The organism is Reticulibacter mediterranei (genome assembly GCF_016587455.1).
In genome coordinates this window covers 6,838,023-6,855,239 of sequence record NZ_BNJK01000001.1, presented here as the reverse complement: position 1 = coordinate 6,855,239, position 17,217 = coordinate 6,838,023, and the positions used below count along the sequence as shown (strand labels likewise).

General features: G+C 51.6%; 11 protein-coding genes. 6 read left to right on the top strand and 5 right to left on the bottom strand.

The genetic code is table 11. The features are described from left to right. Positions 1-14: 14 nt before the first annotated feature. From ilvC to ilvB, 3 genes are all read right to left on the bottom strand, one after another. On the bottom strand, positions 15-1,046 hold the full coding sequence (ilvC, locus tag K3T83_RS29660) for a ketol-acid reductoisomerase (protein WP_220206531.1): 1,032 nt from the start codon (positions 1,044-1,046) through the stop codon (positions 15-17). Positions 1,047-1,156: 110 nt separating this feature from the next. Continuing rightward, on the bottom strand, positions 1,157-1,711 hold the full coding sequence (gene ilvN / locus K3T83_RS29655) for an acetolactate synthase small subunit (protein ID WP_220206530.1): 555 nt from the start codon (positions 1,709-1,711) through the stop codon (positions 1,157-1,159). A gap of 3 nt (positions 1,712-1,714) precedes the next feature. Continuing rightward, positions 1,715-3,493: a biosynthetic-type acetolactate synthase large subunit gene (gene ilvB, locus K3T83_RS29650; RefSeq protein ID WP_220206529.1), complete on the bottom strand. Its 1,779-nt coding sequence runs from the start codon at positions 3,491-3,493 to the stop codon at positions 1,715-1,717. A 1,256-nt stretch (positions 3,494-4,749) separates the two neighbouring features. Here ilvB and K3T83_RS29645 point away from each other — a divergent pair. Next, on the top strand, positions 4,750-6,963 hold the full coding sequence (locus K3T83_RS29645; protein WP_220206528.1) for an ABC transporter substrate-binding protein: 2,214 nt from the start codon (positions 4,750-4,752) through the stop codon (positions 6,961-6,963). Between the two features lie 126 nt (positions 6,964-7,089). Further along, positions 7,090-7,503 carry a response regulator gene (locus K3T83_RS29640; protein ID WP_220206527.1) on the top strand — a complete coding sequence of 138 codons (414 nt, stop codon included), beginning with the start codon at positions 7,090-7,092 and terminating at the stop codon, positions 7,501-7,503. 85 nt (positions 7,504-7,588) lie between these two features. On the opposite strand, the gene thpR is transcribed toward K3T83_RS29640, so the two are convergent. Beyond that, complete coding sequence (gene thpR, locus K3T83_RS29635; RefSeq protein ID WP_220206526.1) at positions 7,589-8,164, bottom strand: RNA 2',3'-cyclic phosphodiesterase; 576 nt, start codon at positions 8,162-8,164, stop codon at positions 7,589-7,591. A gap of 270 nt (positions 8,165-8,434) precedes the next feature. On the opposite strand from thpR, the gene K3T83_RS29630 reads away from it, so the two are divergent. Continuing rightward, positions 8,435-8,998, top strand: coding sequence for a hypothetical protein (locus K3T83_RS29630; protein WP_220206525.1), 564 nt, complete (start codon positions 8,435-8,437; stop codon positions 8,996-8,998). A gap of 102 nt (positions 8,999-9,100) precedes the next feature. Here the strand turns inward: K3T83_RS29630 and ftsH are convergent, their stop codons facing one another. Further along, on the bottom strand, positions 9,101-10,858 hold the full coding sequence (gene ftsH / locus K3T83_RS29625; protein WP_236065019.1) for an ATP-dependent zinc metalloprotease FtsH: 1,758 nt from the start codon (positions 10,856-10,858) through the stop codon (positions 9,101-9,103). A gap of 618 nt (positions 10,859-11,476) precedes the next feature. Here ftsH and K3T83_RS29620 point away from each other — a divergent pair. The 3 genes from K3T83_RS29620 to K3T83_RS29605 all read left to right on the top strand — a co-directional run bounded on the left by K3T83_RS29620 (position 11,477) and on the right by K3T83_RS29605 (position 17,193). Further along, a complete protein-coding gene (locus tag K3T83_RS29620) occupies positions 11,477-12,730 on the top strand; it encodes an L-lactate MFS transporter (protein WP_220206523.1) in 1,254 nt (417 codons plus the stop codon). Between the two features lie 261 nt (positions 12,731-12,991). Then, positions 12,992-16,207 (top strand): formate dehydrogenase-N subunit alpha, encoded by a 3,216-nt coding sequence (gene fdnG / locus K3T83_RS29610; RefSeq protein WP_268963484.1) that lies wholly within the window; start codon positions 12,992-12,994, stop codon positions 16,205-16,207. 131 nt (positions 16,208-16,338) lie between these two features. Beyond that, the gene (locus K3T83_RS29605; RefSeq protein WP_373324621.1) at positions 16,339-17,193 is read left to right on the top strand and encodes a 4Fe-4S dicluster domain-containing protein; all 855 of its coding nucleotides are present in this window, start codon (positions 16,339-16,341) and stop codon (positions 17,191-17,193) included. The last annotated feature ends 24 nt before the right edge of the window (positions 17,194-17,217 follow it).

Here is a 17,217-nt window from a genome sequence, read left to right as displayed (position 1 = left end):
CTTTGCCGAACAAGCTAGCTCTGCTTCGTCTCGGCTGCCTCGGCCTTTTTCTGAGTGGGGTTCAGCCAGGGCATCATTGCACGCAGTTCACGACCAACAGACTCGATTTGATGTTCCGCATTGGCGCGGCGCATTGCCAGGAAAGAAGGCCGTCCGGCCTGATTCTCCAGAATCCAGCGCTTGGCAAAGGTGCCGTCCTGAATATCCTGCAGAACTTTGCGCATCTCAGCCTTGACACTGTCATTAATTAAGCGCGGCCCGCTGACATAGTCGCCAAACTCAGCGGTGTTGCTGATGGAATAGCGCATGTATTCCATGCCGCCCTGATACATCAGATCAACAATCAGCTTCATCTCGTGCATACATTCAAAATATGCGGACTCGGGCTGATAGCCAGCATTAACCAGCGTCTCAAAGCCAGCCTGGATCAGGGCAGTGACGCCGCCGCAGAGCACTGCCTGCTCGCCAAAGAGATCAGTCTCGGTCTCTTCTTTGAAGGTTGTGCGCAGAACACCAGCGCGCGTGCAGCCAATGGCGCGAGCATAGGCCAGAGTGAGCGCCTCGGCGCTGCCGGTTGCATCCTGAAGAACGGCGAAGAGCGCGGGAACGCCAACACCCTCAACATAAAGGCGACGAACCATGTGGCCAGGACTCTTAGGCGCAACCATTGCCACGTCCACATCGGCGGGTGGTACAATCTGCGAGAAGTGCAGGCTAAAGCCGTGTGCGACCATGATCATCTTGCCGGGAGCCAGTCCGGGCCTGATATCGCGCTCGAATACCTCGCGATGCAGTTCGTCAGGAATGAGAATCATGATTACATCGGCCTGTTGCGCGGCATCAGCCGGGGTCAGCACGCGCAGACCATCGGCCTCTGCCTTCTCGCGGCTCTTGCTGCCTGCTGGCAGACCAACTACGACATCACAACCGCTCTCCTTCATATTGAGAGCGTGAGCGTGTCCCTGGCTGCCATATCCAATAACAGCCACGCGCTTCTGTTGAAGAAAATCAAGATTCGCATCCGAATCGTAATAAATAGTTGCCATAATCTATCGCATCCTCCTAAAAAAATCAGGTTGTACATTCCATCCGGTAAATTCGTAGAGAGGGACATTCTTGTTACGTTCACCAACAAATTTACCGGATATACCAATCATTACGCCTCAGCAGCGGTGCCACGAGCCAGCGCAACCCGCCCGGAGCGCGCAACATCGCGGATACCATACGGGTTCAACGCTTCGATAAACTTCTCAACCTTCTCCACGCTACCCACAACCTCTACCGTCACCGTCTCCGGGGCGATATCAACGATCTGAGCGCCGAAAAGATGAGCAGTCTCGATAACTTCATTGTAATTGTCAGCAGAACTATTGACGCGAATGAGCGCCAGTTCACGAGTGACGGCCTCTTGAGCCGTGAGATACTCGACCTGATGGACATCAACAATCTTGCGCAACTGCTCCACCAGATGCTCAACGGCCACTTCGGAGTCGTTCACAACAACGGTCACGCGCACCATATCAGGCTGACTATTGCGGCCCAGAACCAACGTATGCATGTTAGCACGCCGCCGCCGCATCAAGCCAACCACACGGTCAACGGAACCGATACGGTCTTCAACCAGCACAATCAAGATATGTTCGCGCATCACATTATGCGGCACATCTGAGTGGCCGGGTCGGTCCAGCAGGGGACTGATGAAATTGGTCATGGTTTACTTATTCTCCTTCGCCGTCTCTTCGATCATATCGCTAATTGCCTTGCCAGGAGCGACCATCGGATACACGTTGGCCTCTTGTTCGATAACAAAATCAATAATAACTGTTCCCGGGGTCTCCATAGCCCGCTTCACAGCCGACTCAACCTCGTCGCGCTTCGTCACTCGCATTCCGGTAACGCCATAGGCATCGGCCAGTTTGACATAATCGGGACCGCTGATAGGTGTCTCGGAATAGTTGCGCGAATGGAAGAACTGTTGCCACTGGCGCACCATGCCCAGGTAGCCATTGTTCATGATGGCGATCTTGAGGGCGATTCCTTCCTGCTGAAGTGTTGCCAGCTCCTGAATATTCATCTGAATGCCACCATCGCCAGCAACCACCCAGACGGGATCATCGGGCAGCGCCATTTTCACGCCCATTGCCGCTGGGAGTCCAAAGCCCATCGTTCCCAGACCACCGGAGGTGATATGGCTGTTGGGGCGGGTCCAGGTATAGTGGCGAGCCGTCCACATCTGATGCTGGCCCACGTCCGAAACCACAACGGCGTTGCCATCGGTGGCTTTGCGGATCGCGTCCAGAATACCGATAGGATCAGGTTGTCCCTCGAAACGCTCAACAGCATCCTTTTTCTCTTCGTTGCTCGCCTGCCATGAGCGGATCTCGCTGAGCCAGTCGTTATGATCGGCGGGAGCTGAGGCCGCAGCCAGCGCAGAGAGGGCCACTTTTGCATCGGAAACAATCGGCACCGCCGCAATTTTGACCTTATTGATTTCCGCTGCATCAATATCAATATGAATAAAGCGAGCATGAGGAGCAAAACCAGCAACTTTACCCGTCACACGATCGTCGAAGCGCATTCCAACTGCGACGATGAGATCGGAGACACTGATGGCACGATTGACATGTGCGGGACCATGCATACCGGGCATACCGAGTTGCAGGGGATGCGTATCGGGGAAAGCACTCAGGCCCAACAATGTTGTAATCACCGGGATAGAAGTCTTCTCAGCAAAAGCTTTCAATTCGGCATATGCATTCGATAGGATGACGCCATGACCAGCCATAATGAGAGGGCGCTTCGCCTGCGCAATTAAAGATGCAGCCTGCTCAAGTAGCACGGAAGACGGATCTGGATAATTTTCGCTGATGGATTGAAGATATTCATCTGACGTGATGTGATCCGATGGGCGATATTCTGCCGTTCCGTTCTGAATATCTTTGGGAATATCAACCAGGACGGGTCCGGGTCGTCCACTGCGAGCAACGCGGAACGCTTCATGGATCACAGCTGCGATCTCATCGGTCGTGCGAACCTGGAAACTATGTTTGGTAATAGGCTGCGTCACACCGATCACGTCGGTCTCCTGGAAGGCGTCGCGCCCGATAAACTCACGAGCCACCTGCCCGGTAATGGCAACCACAGGAGTCGAATCCATGAAAGCCGTTGCCAGACCCGTAACAAGATTCGTGGCACCGGGACCACTGGTAGCCACACACACCCCAACTTTGCCCGTTACACGCGCGTATCCATCGGCAGCATGAGAGGCAGCCTGCTCATGTCTCACCAGAACGTGATGCAGCGTGGGATAGGAGGTGAGAGCATCGTAGAAAGGCATAATCGCGCCACCAGGATAGCCGTACATCAACGTAACGCCCTCACGGATCAGCGCCTCACAAACGATATGAGTGCCTTTCAGTACGCGCGCTTCTTCCTGCTGCCCTGACTGATTCGGCTTCCCTGTCTGCTGAATGATTTTCGTTGCGATTGCCATAATTCCTCCGAATAATTTTCATCACATTAAGAATAAAAAAAAGAAGAACCCCCCAGACTGGGAGGTTCTCATCAGATTACCTTCTTTGGATTGGGTCGCGCCGTTGCTCCCGTTAATCTCCCTGTACTGTGCTTGTGGCTAGCATCTTCGTAAGCCCTACCAGACTCTCAAGCCCTACGAGTCCGGTAAGGCATGTAAGGAGGAGGCTAATAAGTACCACAAGGCTTACAAGGAGGGAAAGTACAGAAAGCACCAGTATAAACAAAGAAACCGACGTTAGTACGCCGGTTCCGATTCCTAAGATCATGGTGCCTGTTGCAGCGGTCATCCCCATACAAGCGGCTGGCATCGTAAACGAAGAACGAGAAGAAAAGGGCATGGCATCAGTACGGTATGCGGCAGCTCGCTTCGCTGCTTGCATTGTACTCGAATACGCCATCATTTCTCACTCCATTCAAAGGTCTAAGATACCAGCAAAATTTTATTTCGTAGAATTTCAAATAACACAGAGGCTACAACGGCAGCCTTGCCGGAACACTCTGTGTCGTTTCTTTATTGCTTTCGCAGGATACACCAACTGTCAAATGTTTGTCAACCCCATGCGACCCGATTCCAATGATATTGGGAAAAGCATACATCGACAAAGAGTTTGCTATAGGCAAATTTTACATATTTATTACATAATCACAGCATTCTGCCACCCAAAAAAGACAGCAATTGCTCATTTCAGATTATCCATATTGCTCAACCCATTGTCAGAAGCAACATACTTTTACAACCTCCACGCACATCCCCAGGTTCAAGGGACTATTTCGCTCCCATACATTCCGCGCCACACGGCTCCAAAGGCTGCTATAAGGGCTATACAACCCGCTACTATGTACGATAGTTCCATAGCCGCGTAAGTCTTCCGAAAAAACCCGAGAATGGAGTTCGTAGTGGAGCGATTTATCGCGTGGGTGGAACCGCTCCATAGGCTGCTCCCACGCGATAAATCGCTCCACTACGAACTCCATTCCCATTTTTGCAAGGAACATTTCATTATATGACCTGTTTTTCTTTATTTCTCTCTCTCTACTTTCGTCTTAGTTTATAGTATCTGCTCGAATAGGCTTGATAGAGCCAGCACACCGCAAAGCATCCATAGAGAAAGAATGATTGACTAACATGAAGTATCATCTAGAGTTGCTTCCCTTGCAAAACATCCCTTAATTAACTGATATATGATATGCTGACAGAAGAGGGGGCGCAAATTCATGAAGGAACAGGAACAAAAACAATTGCCAGCAAATCAGCCTGGTCGACTACAATATACGATCAAACGAAGCACCAGGACGGTGATTATCATAGCGTCTGCGTTCAGCATTCCAGGCTGGTTTCTGAGCGAAATTTACCATGTAAATGTTGTAGTCACTTTTTTTTCTATCTTCTTCACTGTAGCAGGTGTGGCTGTTGGGCTGTTGGAGGTCATTAGCAAAGGTTCCGGGGATGGTCCAAACGAGAGCGGTTCCGATGAAAAACTTCCCATTAAGCTCCCTTCATGGCTCTCTAACATACTGAAGTTGATTTTACAGAAGATCCATATCTCCTTTCAACAATTCGTCAAGTATGGCCTTTTCGGGTTGGCACTGGTAATTATCCTGTTTCTGGCAATATGGAATTTCTACACCGATCTTTATTATCGACTCGACATTGGTTTCATGCTGATCAGCGTGTTTCTGTTTCTGCTGGGCATCGCCATCACATTGCTGTACTTTCTTCCCTCTCTCTCTAGAAAATCACAGAGCGCAGTTCCTCCTACAAACTCTGCGCCGGAACTAGTAGAGCAGAAGAACGTTCTCTCTACCAGATTTTTACTCAAAAAGATAGAGCTAGAAAAATGGTTGCGCGTGCCGCTACTGCTGATACTGGCGCTTTCTTTCATATGGAATATCGGACAGTACAGGATTGCGGATGTCTGTGATGGAGCGCAAACGCCGTCTTCTCTCAATGGTATCGGCGCTACTGTGCAAGGGCGCGAATGCATCGGACTAAGCGATGGCTCAATCATTTTCGATGCCGCTCGACCCAATGGCGATCTAAAACGAAATGCCGCCAATCAGATTCGTCATGGAGCAAGCCGCTCAACAGCACTCTCGCTCTTTGAAGAGGCTATCACCGCCGATCCCACTGATGCAGAAGCGTTGATTTACCTTGAGGATTTCTGGGTTAACAACTCTCCACATATTACCATCGTTGTTGCGGCGACGCTCTCAGGGCTGTACATCACCGATGGGCGCGATACGTTGCAGGGCGTCTATGTCGCGCAGAAGGAGTATAACGACAAATGCCAGCTCCAGGGGTCAGATTGCCCGCTGCTGAATATACTGATCGCCAATACGGGATCTGGAATCACCGACGAAGCACAATATACCCACGATGTCACTGTCCAGATCATGCAAGCGGCCAAAAAAGATCCAACCATTGTTGCCATTATGGATGGATTGGCGAGCCAGAGTACCTTTGATATCAACGACGAAGTGATGGCTCATCCTAACCATATTCTACCAATGGTCGCCGCCAAAGCAACCAGCGATTTTTTGACGAGAATGCCCCATTTCTTGCGTGTGGCCCCGCCAAATAGCCTGCAAGCACAGATGGGGGCGAAATATGCAAAAATGCAGCTCAAATCTAACCGGGTCGCCATCTTTTATCGTCAAGAAAACACCTATAGTGGCAATCTCAAAGATGATTTTATTAACGAATACCAGGACGCAAACCATCAGGTGGTTGCAGTTGAAGCATATCCAGGGAGAAATCCGGGTGTCTTACAGGATAAACTCTCAACCGTACTTGCGCTGAAACCAGACCTCATTTATTGCGCCTGCTATAGCAATGAGGTGAGCGTTATTCTGGAACATCTGCCAACAACCGGGCCTTTTGCCCACCTCCTCGTATTGGGTGGAGATGCTTTCTTTGAAACCGGAGATTTCACGCCCGGCGCGCTCACCCACCTCTCGCGCTTACGCTTTACCGCACTGGCCTATCCCGAAATCTGGCGCGATCTACCAATGACCAATGTCTCCTTCTTTGCCGATTATGGCAAACTGTTTGAGCCTGCCAACCTCTATGCAGCTGACGGCTTCGGCTTCACACACCTCACGCCCGGCATCATGGTAGCTTACGATGCTATGCTTACGCTCACCACAGCGGCCACGCGAGCCTTTGTCATAGGCAAGCAAGCACACACGCCACAAAATCTGGAGCGTGCCCTCTTCCAGATCCAGGGAAAACAGGCGATCCAGGGAATCACCGGGCAAATTTCGGTTGGCGGTAACGGCGATCCCGTCAACAAAGCCATCGTTGTGCTTTCGATTGACAACAGCAATAAATTTCACTGCATCTGGCTCTATGGGCAATTTCTAGCCGGGAAGCTTACACCGCCCGATCAACTCAACAATGGGCAAACATGTACAACTGCTGTCGGATAAAGATTATCTGAACATTTATGGCTTTTTCTCACAATTTCGCAGTCTGAAACGTTCCCGGCGGAAGAACCGTAAAGATACTATCAATACTGGTAATACAATGCAGTAAAGCAAGGCCAGGAGGCACACATGGAAGAATATCGACGTATTGGACCTGATTATAGAAAATCAATACTGGTAGTCGGGGCAGATGATGTATTAGAAACAAAACTTTTCGATTTTATTCAAAAAGAAACACCCTATGATGTACAGCGTGTGTTCACCGGAACACACGCGCTACAATTTGCCAGGGCAAATCAAATCGATCTACTCATACTCAGCTACTATCTTCCCGATATGGCGGGGCCAACATTATATGATGAGATGGACAGAATGAATGGACGACAGAACGTACCTGCAATTCTTCTCAACACGAATCTGACTGGAGAAGATCTGCATGGACGAAATATCATCTGTTTGACACAACCGCTTGATAGAGATCTTCTCTTGCAAACGCTTGATACGCTCTTTCTTTTTCCCCGTTGTCCAGTGGAAGCGATCTAACAATAGAACAACAAACAGGAGCCACCACGCCGTAGCAAGCATAGTAGGTGCAATTTTGACGGCTCCTAAGAGCAGATAGTCGTGTTTATTGCAACGTATATGATTGCATGCAGGTATATTGCGCGCCATCCCTCGATAGCTCACTCTTCATCACATAAAGATGCGCTACAACATATGAATCAGTGGCGACAAGACCTTCCTGTCTGCCTGCTAGTATCGTTTGCAATTGCTGTAACTCGTCGGCAGAAAGGGGATCACGTACGCGAGCAAGGGTGAGATGTGGCGAGAAGGGACGCTTATTCACCTCGAATCCGCGCCGATCCAATTCATGGTTCAGCACGCGATGCAGATGCGAGAGCGCTCCGGTAGGCTCGTCGATCCCCATCCAGATAACGCGCGGCTGTCGTGGTGAGCCAAAAGAGCCGAGACGCGAAAGACGATAGGAGAATGGCTTGCTTTGACGGGCGGCGCTCTCTACTGCATGCTTCACACCACCGAGCTGCTCATCGGTCAATTCGCCGAGAAAGGCAAGAGTAAGATGAATGCCAGCAGGATTGACCCAACGCACGCCCGGTAATCTTGCTGACATCCGACGGATCACCTCCGCAAGATGGTGCTGCTGGACCTCGTTCATTTCAAGCGCGATGAAGGTTCTTGTCATAATATACGCTCTTTTCCCCGATTGAATACCTTTTCCTTTCCATTATAGCGCCTGAAGGCTGTATCCGAACAATACTAACTGCTATCCAGAAATATCGAGGCAGTGAAATGCACATCTTGCGCCCCTGATTAGACTGAAACCAGAGTGCGTGAGATGCGCATGCAACGAGGAAACAAGGATATTTTCACGTCTCAAAAGCAATCTGAACGCATCGTGTTCCTCATAAAGCAAATTCTACTTGCAAACGAAAAAGAAAGAGAGATTTCCACGATGTCATTATCTGGAATCACTGGTTCTACCAGCGGGTTGTTTAGTTGTGGTCATTTTGGTCAAGGGGTCGAAGTGATCGTTGGACCAACAAGCTATCTCGCTGACTTTCACGGCCACTTCAGCTTCTTGCTAGACCCCAATGTGCTCTCGCAATTTCTGAGCGGCGCTGTTTCTCTAGTGCCGCTTTTGCTTCAGGAGCATGTATCTGACGGCATCGGCAATATCATCGGACCCATTACGATTCGTAAAGACCCTGATCGCGAACCGCCACAAAGCACGCTGACCGCCATTGTTCCTGGAGTCCCTTTCCCAGCCATTCAGGACATCATCTCCAACATCCATGTCACGATCCCTAATCTCCTCCCTGGCATTACCCTGAGAAACAAGATTCCACCCAATCCAGGGCCAGCGATCCTGCGTAACTCGAACGTGACTAACTTTCCACCTCAAAACGATGTCTACAGTCTAGTCGAACCTATGGAACTTGAGGATGTGAACAATCCCGGCCCTGTTCTTGCCACGATCCAGTCTTTTCCTATAACAGTCAACCCACCCACTCCCTAACTGCCAATTGTTTATTTCATCAAAAGCTCGATAGAAAAAACGCAGTCGGCAGGATATCATTATTCTGCCGACTGCGTTTCAATTTTTATAAAAGGCTCTTGCTTATGCGGCGAACAGGATTGCATCCAGTTCCGCACCGTCAATGGTCTCAACCTTGATCAGGTGCTCGGAGATAGCAATCAACTTCTCCTGTTTCTCGCGCAGGATAGACAACGCTTTAACGTAGGCCTGATCGATCAATACCGACACTTCAGCATCGATCTTTGCAGCAGTCTCTGCACTGATCGAAGATGATCCATCGGGGTCCATCTTGAGCGCGATATTCCCGAGTGCTGTCATACCAAACTCACAGACCATGCGCCGGGCGATATTGGTGACATATTCGATATCCTGGCTGGCACCGGTCGTGATGTCGCCGAAAATGATCTCCTCAGCAGCACGGCCTCCCATCGCACCGGCCATTTTCGCCAGCAACTCTGAGCGCCGCATCAGGTAACGATCCTCAGCAGGAGCCTGAACGGTGATACCGAGCGCCATACCGCGCGAAATCGCTGAGACCTTCTGTACCGGATCAGCACCGGGCATACAACGCATAACAATTGCGTGGCCCACCTCATGATAAGCAATGATGGCCTTCTCCGCCTCAGTGATCAGGCGACTCTTGCGCTCAGGACCAGCCATGACGCGCAGAATAGCCTCGTCGAGTTGTGGCTGGCAAATGATCTTCTGCCCATTACGTGCCGCCAACAGAGCAGCTTCATTCAACAGGTTGGAGAGATCGGCACCCGAGAAGCCCGCCGTCTGACGAGCTAAATCCATCAGATTGACATCATCGGCCAGAGGCTTATCCTCAGCATGGACGTGCAGAATGGCCTCACGACCGCGAATGTCGGGCTTATCCAGCATCACGCGGCGATCAAAGCGGCCTGGACGGAGCAGCGCGGGATCAAGCACATCGGGGCGGTTCGTGGCCGCGATGACAACAACGTTGGTGTGCTTATCAAACCCATCCATCTCAACAAGCAACTGGTTGAGCGTTTGCTCGCGCTCGTCGTTGCCGCCCATGCCAGAGTTGTTGCGCTGGCGACCGACAGCATCGATCTCGTCAATAAACACAATACAGGGTGCATGCTCTTTAGCCTCTTTGAAGAGATCGCGCACGCGTGCCGCACCAACACCCACAAACATTTCCACGAACTCTGAGCCGCTCACGCTATAGAATGCCACCCCGGCTTCACCCGCAACGGCACGTGAGATAAGCGTCTTACCTGTACCGGGCGAACCAACCAGGAGAACACCTTTCGGAGTACGAGCACCCATCGCCGTAAAGCGCTCAGGATGTTTGAGAAACTCAACGATTTCCTGAAGCTCCGTTTTCGCCTCCTCAACACCCGCCACATCCTTAAAAAGAATAGAGGGGCGCGATTCGTTGAAGCGCTTGGCTTTGGAACGAGAGAACGGAAGCGCCTGCCCACCAACACCACTGCGCCTGATGAAAAAATACATTCCACCAACAATCAACACGATCAACAACACATCCAACACACCCTGCGCCCACTGGCCGCGTTGACCGCTATCAATATTCACCTGTACGCCATCTTTGCGCAAGATCTCGGTGACGGACTGTCCATCTTCTTTGACGGCATGATACTCTTGATTTTTTGCATTCGTGGCTGTCACATCGTTGCCGCTAATCGTCACGGACTTGATCTGCCCCTTGTCTGCCATGTTGAGGATATCGCTAATGGGGCGCTCAATCGTCGTAGTACTACTCACCGTAATATTGACGAAACGCCATCCGGCAAAGGCAAGGAGGGCAATGCCTAAAACGATGCAGGCTACAGGTACAAGGTAACGCACCACAGCGCTGCGCTTTTTGGTTTTGGGCGATGAACCCTGAGTGTTCGAGCTTCTTGTTTTTCGGTTATCCTTTGGAGGTATTTCCATGCAGTACCGTCAGACCCTTCTTCTAATATTCTCCAATATCTATAGTTCTTAGTCACAACTGTTTCAGATTGTGTCTCAGTATATTTTTCCGTTTCAGGTTAACGCTTGTGGATTAGTATAACGTATAAGAATTACTTTAGCAAGATGAAGGTAAGCTTAGAAAGATTAGAAAAATTAGAAGCTTGCCTCATATTCGATGATTTTGGATAGGTCGGCGCTTGCTTTCCACAAATAGACGTTCTCGCCGTCACTTTTCTGCATCTCATATAATGTACTTGATTTTTAACAAATCTCTTACTAACCAGCCAGACTTACCCCCCAAAAGTCCTAGATTTTGCAGAAGAAAAACTCAACAAAATAGAAGAAACGCTGTTATAAACCGTGCAATTGCATTGCAAGTATATTAGCGGGTATACTAGCTTTATGAGGCAAGTATTCAGCCATTGTAACGCCTCGCGTCTTCTTATGTAGGATATTTTCACACCAGTAGTGGCAACTCTCTTATGATGGAATTTCAGAGAGGAGTATTCCATGAACAGCACCCCCGCTGGCAGTATCCCAAACACGAACCGCTGGGTTCTGGCAATTGCAGCATTCTGTATGCAGCTTGCTCTGGGCGCGGTCTATGCCTGGAGCGTCTTCCTCAATCCCGTCAGGAACGCCTACCACGTCTCACAGCCAGAAGCGAACCTGACATTTAGTATCGTCCTGCTAGCACTCGGTGTTACTGCTGGCTTTGGTGGCTATTTCAATAGTCGCTTCGGCCCTCGCGTCATTGCCACCGTAGCAGGTATTCTCTACGGGCTTGGCGTTTTTCTCTCAGGTTTTGTAGCCCCCAATATCTATCTGTTATATCTCACTGATGGCATCATTGGTGGTATTGGTCTGGGCCTCGGCTATATTGTAGCGCTCGCCATGTTAATCAAATGGTTTCCAGATCGACGCGGATTTATTACTGGTCTGGCAGTGGCAGGCTTTGGAGCAGGTGCAGCAATCACCGGTCCCATTGCAGCCAACCTGCTCCTCCCTTCCTTAAAGTTGAGCGGCACCTTTATCTGGCTTGGTATCGTCTATCTGATCATTGTTGTTGTGGCAGCTCAGTTCTATCGGACTGCTCCAGAAGGCTATGCTCCTCCCGGCTGGACGCCAACTGAGAAGCAGCAAACAACCGGCACGACGCGAGACTATACACTGGCAGAAGCCCTGCGCTCTCCTCGCTGGTATCTGCTCTGGCTCATCCTTGCCCTCAACGTGACGGCAGGAGCGGCCCTCATCTCGGTCGCATCTCCGCTGGCCCAATCATTTACCCATGTGACAGCAGGGGTCGCATCGGCACTGGTCATCACGATCTCCATCTTTAACGGTGCTGGTCGGCTCTTCTGGGGCTGGCTCTCGGATGGTATCGGGCGTCCCTTCGCCTTCCTGAGCATGTTTGTCATCCAGATTATTGCCTTCGCTCTGACTCCCTTTATTGGCGACTTCGCCATCCTGTTCATTCCAGCGTCGATTATCGGGCTATGCTATGGTGGCGGCTTCGGCACAATGCCAGCGTTCGCAGCCGACTTCTTTGGCTCCAAAAATGCCGGCACTATCTATGGCGCAATGCTCACAGCATGGAGCGCAGGTGGTATCGTTGGCCCCCTCTTGATCGCCAGCATCGATTACCGCACAACCCTATTCATTCTCGCGGCCCTCATGCTGATCAGTTGCGCCCTCCCACTGTATGCACGCACCCTCTCTCCTCAGAAAGAGGTTGTGGAGGTTGTTGCTGGCGGCGGCAAATAGCCTTCTTAGATTTGCACTCGTAAATTCATGCCTTGCTGATTCTCTCATTGAGGAGGCCGAGCGAAACCAGCAAGGCAGCTTCTTTTCACACAACAGAATAGCAAAATATCCCATTCGCCAGAGGGCGAAAAAGAAAGCGCTATGATACAATACCTATTAGTACTGGTAGCCATTGAAATAGCTGAGCTTCTGCTGATTACACGCACTCCATCATAACCAGTACCCTTGTACCAATGTTTCTAATGGAAGAGGGATGCACCTATGCAAGAACGTTCGTTACTGCCCAAAGCGGCGCAGTCAGTCGTCTCAAAGGTTCTGCAAGTAGGCTCCAAAACTCAACCTTTCAGTAAAGAGAGCCTGACCAAAGCGCCTCGAATACGCGATGCAAAAGTGGTACACAGCGTTTGCCCCTACTGTGCGGTAGGGTGCAGCCTGAATGTGTATGTCAAGGACGGGAAAGTGCTGGATATTGAAGGCAATCCTGATAGCTTTGTCAATCGCGGCACCCTCTGCCCCAAAGGATCAGCAACCTTCCAATACACAATCAATCCCAGCCGTTTGACACACGTCCTCTATAGAGCACCTTACAGCGATCATTGGGAAACCGTGACGTTAGACTGGGCAATGGAACGGATCGCGCAACGTGTTAAAAAGACGCGCGATGAGACGTTTGTTGAGCACCTGCCCGATGGACGCCAGGTGAATCATACACTAGGAATCGCCTCGCTCGGTGGAGCAACACTCGATGTCGAAGAGAACTATGTCATGAAAAAGCTGTTGACTGGCGCTCTCGGCATCGTCTCCATCGAGAACCAGGCACGTATATGACACAGCTCCACTGTACCCGGTCTGGGTACTTCATTAGGACGTGGCGGAGCGACAACGTTTCCGCAAGATCTCGTCAATAGCGATTGTATCTTGATTATTGGCAGCAATATGGCTGAAGCCCATCCCATCGCGTTTGCCAACGTTGTGAAGGCGAAAGAGCGCGGTGCGACGGTCATTCACGTTGATCCGCATTATTCGCGCACTTCAGCTCTAGCTAACCTGTCCATCTCGACACGAGCAGGCAGTGACATCGTGTTCTTAGGGGCCATCATTCGCTATTTGCTGGAGAACAACGCCTACTTCCATGAGTATGTGGCGAACTATACCAATGCACCCATGCTCATCCGCGAAGAGTATCAGGATACCGAAGATCTGGATGGTATCTTCTCCGGCTACGATCCCGAAACAGGCACCTATGCCGATCAGAGCAGTTGGGATTACGAGCGAGACGAGCATGGCCGACCGCTCACCGATCCAACAATGCAACATCCACGCTGTGTCCTGCAGATCATGCGTCGCCATTTCGCACGCTACACGCCGGAAATGGTCGAGAACGTTTGTGGCGTGCCGCGCGAACAATGGATGCAGGTCGTGCGTGCACTCGTCGAGAACTCTGGACGTGAACGCACCTCAGCCCTTTGCTACGCGGTTGGCTGGACACAACAATCGAAAGGCGTGCAAATTATTCGTACAGCCGCTATGCTGCAACTGCTGCTGGGCAATATCGGACGTCCAGGCGGCGGCATTATGGCCTTGCGCGGTCATGCCTCCATCCAGGGTTCGACCGATGTACCCACGCTCTACGATCTTCTTGCTGGCTATATGCCTCAACCAGCAGCGATGATCACGGAACAACCGCAAACAGAGCAGAGCAAGAGTGCAACCACGTGGGGAGAACGCGTAGATAGGAAAACCAATGTCCTCTCTCAGCAAACGCTGGCGGAATATATCGAGACATCGGGAGCCAAAACTGGCTGGTGGGCGAACTTCCCTGCGTATATCATCAGTCTGTTGAAAGCCTGGTATGGCGAAGCGATTCACGAAGAAGGCAACGATTCATGCTATCCCTGGCTAGCAAAAGTTATAGGCGACCATTCGCATCTCGTCACCAGCTACGCCATGCTGGATGGGAAGGTCAAGGGCTATCTCCTCTTTGGTCAGAATCCGGCAGCAGGCAGCACCAATGCGAAAATGCAGCGCAAGGCATTGGAGCAGCTTGATTGGATGGTGGTACGCGATCTTTACGAGGTCGAATCGGCGGCTTTCTGGCACAAAGGGCCGGAGCCGGTCAATCCGCGCGAGATCAAGACCGAAGTCTTCCTGATGCCAGCCGCCGCCTCAACGGAAAAGGAAGGATCGTTCACCAACACGCAGCGCATGTTACAGTGGCGCGACAAAGCGGTCGATCCTCCCGGCGACGCACGCTCAGATCTCTGGTTCGTCTATCACCTCGGCAAACGTCTGAAGGCGCTCTATGCCGACAGCAAAGAGGCGAAAGACCTACCAATCCAGGCTCTTACCTGGGATTATGAGCGCGAAGAGCCGGAGCCAGAATCACGCCTGCTCGATGAGCCTGATGCGCAGCTCGTCCTTAAAGAGATCAACGGTTATTACGTCTACGAGGCGGCTGATGGAGATCAGACAAGCAATGACAAGACAAAGCGACCTCGTTCACTGCGAGAAGCAAAGCATGTGCCGGGCTTTGCAGTGCTGAAGGATGACGGCAGCACGGCTTGTGGCTCGTGGATCTATAGCGGCGTCTATCCAGAACCGGGCAACAATCGGGCGGCGTCGCGCATCTCTGACGACTATACGAATTTACAATGGGGTTACGCATGGCCCGCCAATCGACGTATCCTCTATAATCGTGCATCGGCAGATCCACAGGGGCGTCCCTGGTCTGAGCGCAAGAAGTATGTCTGGTGGGATGAAGAGCAGAAAAAGTGGACCGGCTACGATATCCCTGATTTTCCGCTCAACAAGCCGCCCGACTATGCGCCACAACCCGGCGCAACCGGAATGGATGCGATTGCAGGCAGCGATCCGTTCATCATGAAACCGGATGGGCGCGGCTGGCTCTTTGCGCCAAAAGGCCTCAAGGATGGTCCGCTCCCGGCGCATTATGAAGCGGCCGAGGCTCCCGTGCATAACGAGCTATATGGACAACAAAGCAATCCGGCGGCCAAATACTTCCAGGATCGACAGGATAATCGGCTGGCAACGGTGGGAGATGAGCAATATCCAGTTGTGATTACGACGTATCGGCTCACCGAGCATCACGTCAGTGGCCCGATGACGCGCTGGATGCCCTGGCTCAATACCTTACAGCCGCAATTGTTTGCCGAACTCAGCCCAGAACTGGCTGCCGAGCATCATATCAAGCATGGTGGCTGGATGGTGATCCGCACGCCACGTGGAGCAATCGAGGCCCGTGCGATGGTCACGAGGCGTATGCGACCGCTCTGGGTAAAGGGCAAGGTCGTGCATCAGATTGGCCTGCCGTTCCACTGGGGCTTCCAGGGCAAAAGCACAGGCAGTATCACTAACGATCTGGCACATATGGTGCTGGAACCCAATGTGAGTATCGAAGAGGCCAAAGCATTTCTATGCAATGTACGTCCCGGTCGCCTGCACGAAGGAGGTACATGATGGGGATCGCACAATCACGATCACATCAACAGGTAAATGGTCATAACGGGGCCGCGCAACTTGGCATCACGGCCCTGTCAGAACTGATCGCGCCTCTGCGCAAAGAAGAACCAGCACCAACGCAACCGGCGATGGGCTTTTTCACCGATACCAGTCTGTGCATCGGCTGTAAAGCCTGTGAGGTGGCATGCAGACAATGGAACCAGCTCCCGGCACCCGACCCGCAGTGGAGCGGCACCAGCTACGACAATACGCGTCAACTGAGTGCCACCACCTGGCGACACGTGCAATTTATTGAGCAGATTGGGCGGCGCAGCAAGGAGCCAGCATCCCCAATCCCGCTTTTTACCGATCGCGTGGATGAGGCCAGAAATAACGGGACCATTCCCGCGACCCCTCCAGGCACAGCTCTACCATTCTTTAATAGTGATCGCTGGCTGATGCAAAGCGATGTCTGCAAACACTGTGCCAACGCACCCTGTCAGGAGGCATGCCCGACCGGAGCGATTATTCGGACCGAGTTTGACACGGTATATGTGCAGCAGGATATTTGCAACGGCTGTGGCTACTGTATCGTTGCCTGCCCGTTTGGAGTCATCGCCCGCGACGAGCAGGGAGATCATCTGGCCCACAAATGCACGCTCTGTTATGATCGCCTCAAGGATGGTATAGAGCCTGCCTGCGCCAAAGCGTGCCCCACCGACTCAATCGTGTTTGGTGAAGTACAAAAACTGAAAGAACATGCCCGCGAGCGCCTGGGTCTGCTGCACGAACGCGGAGTTGGCGAGGCGCGACTCTACGGGGTAGACGATAACATTCTTGATGGGGGCTTGCACGCATCGTTCCTGCTTTTAGATGAGCCGGAAGCGTATAATCTGCCAAGCAATCCCCAGCGCCCGATGAACAACGTTGCCCCGGCCTCCCTGTGGACAATTCTCGCTGCTGCCATTCTTGGCTTTATGGGCATGCTGTTCTTCCGGCGCTAAGGCTTTATGAATTGTAACAAAAAC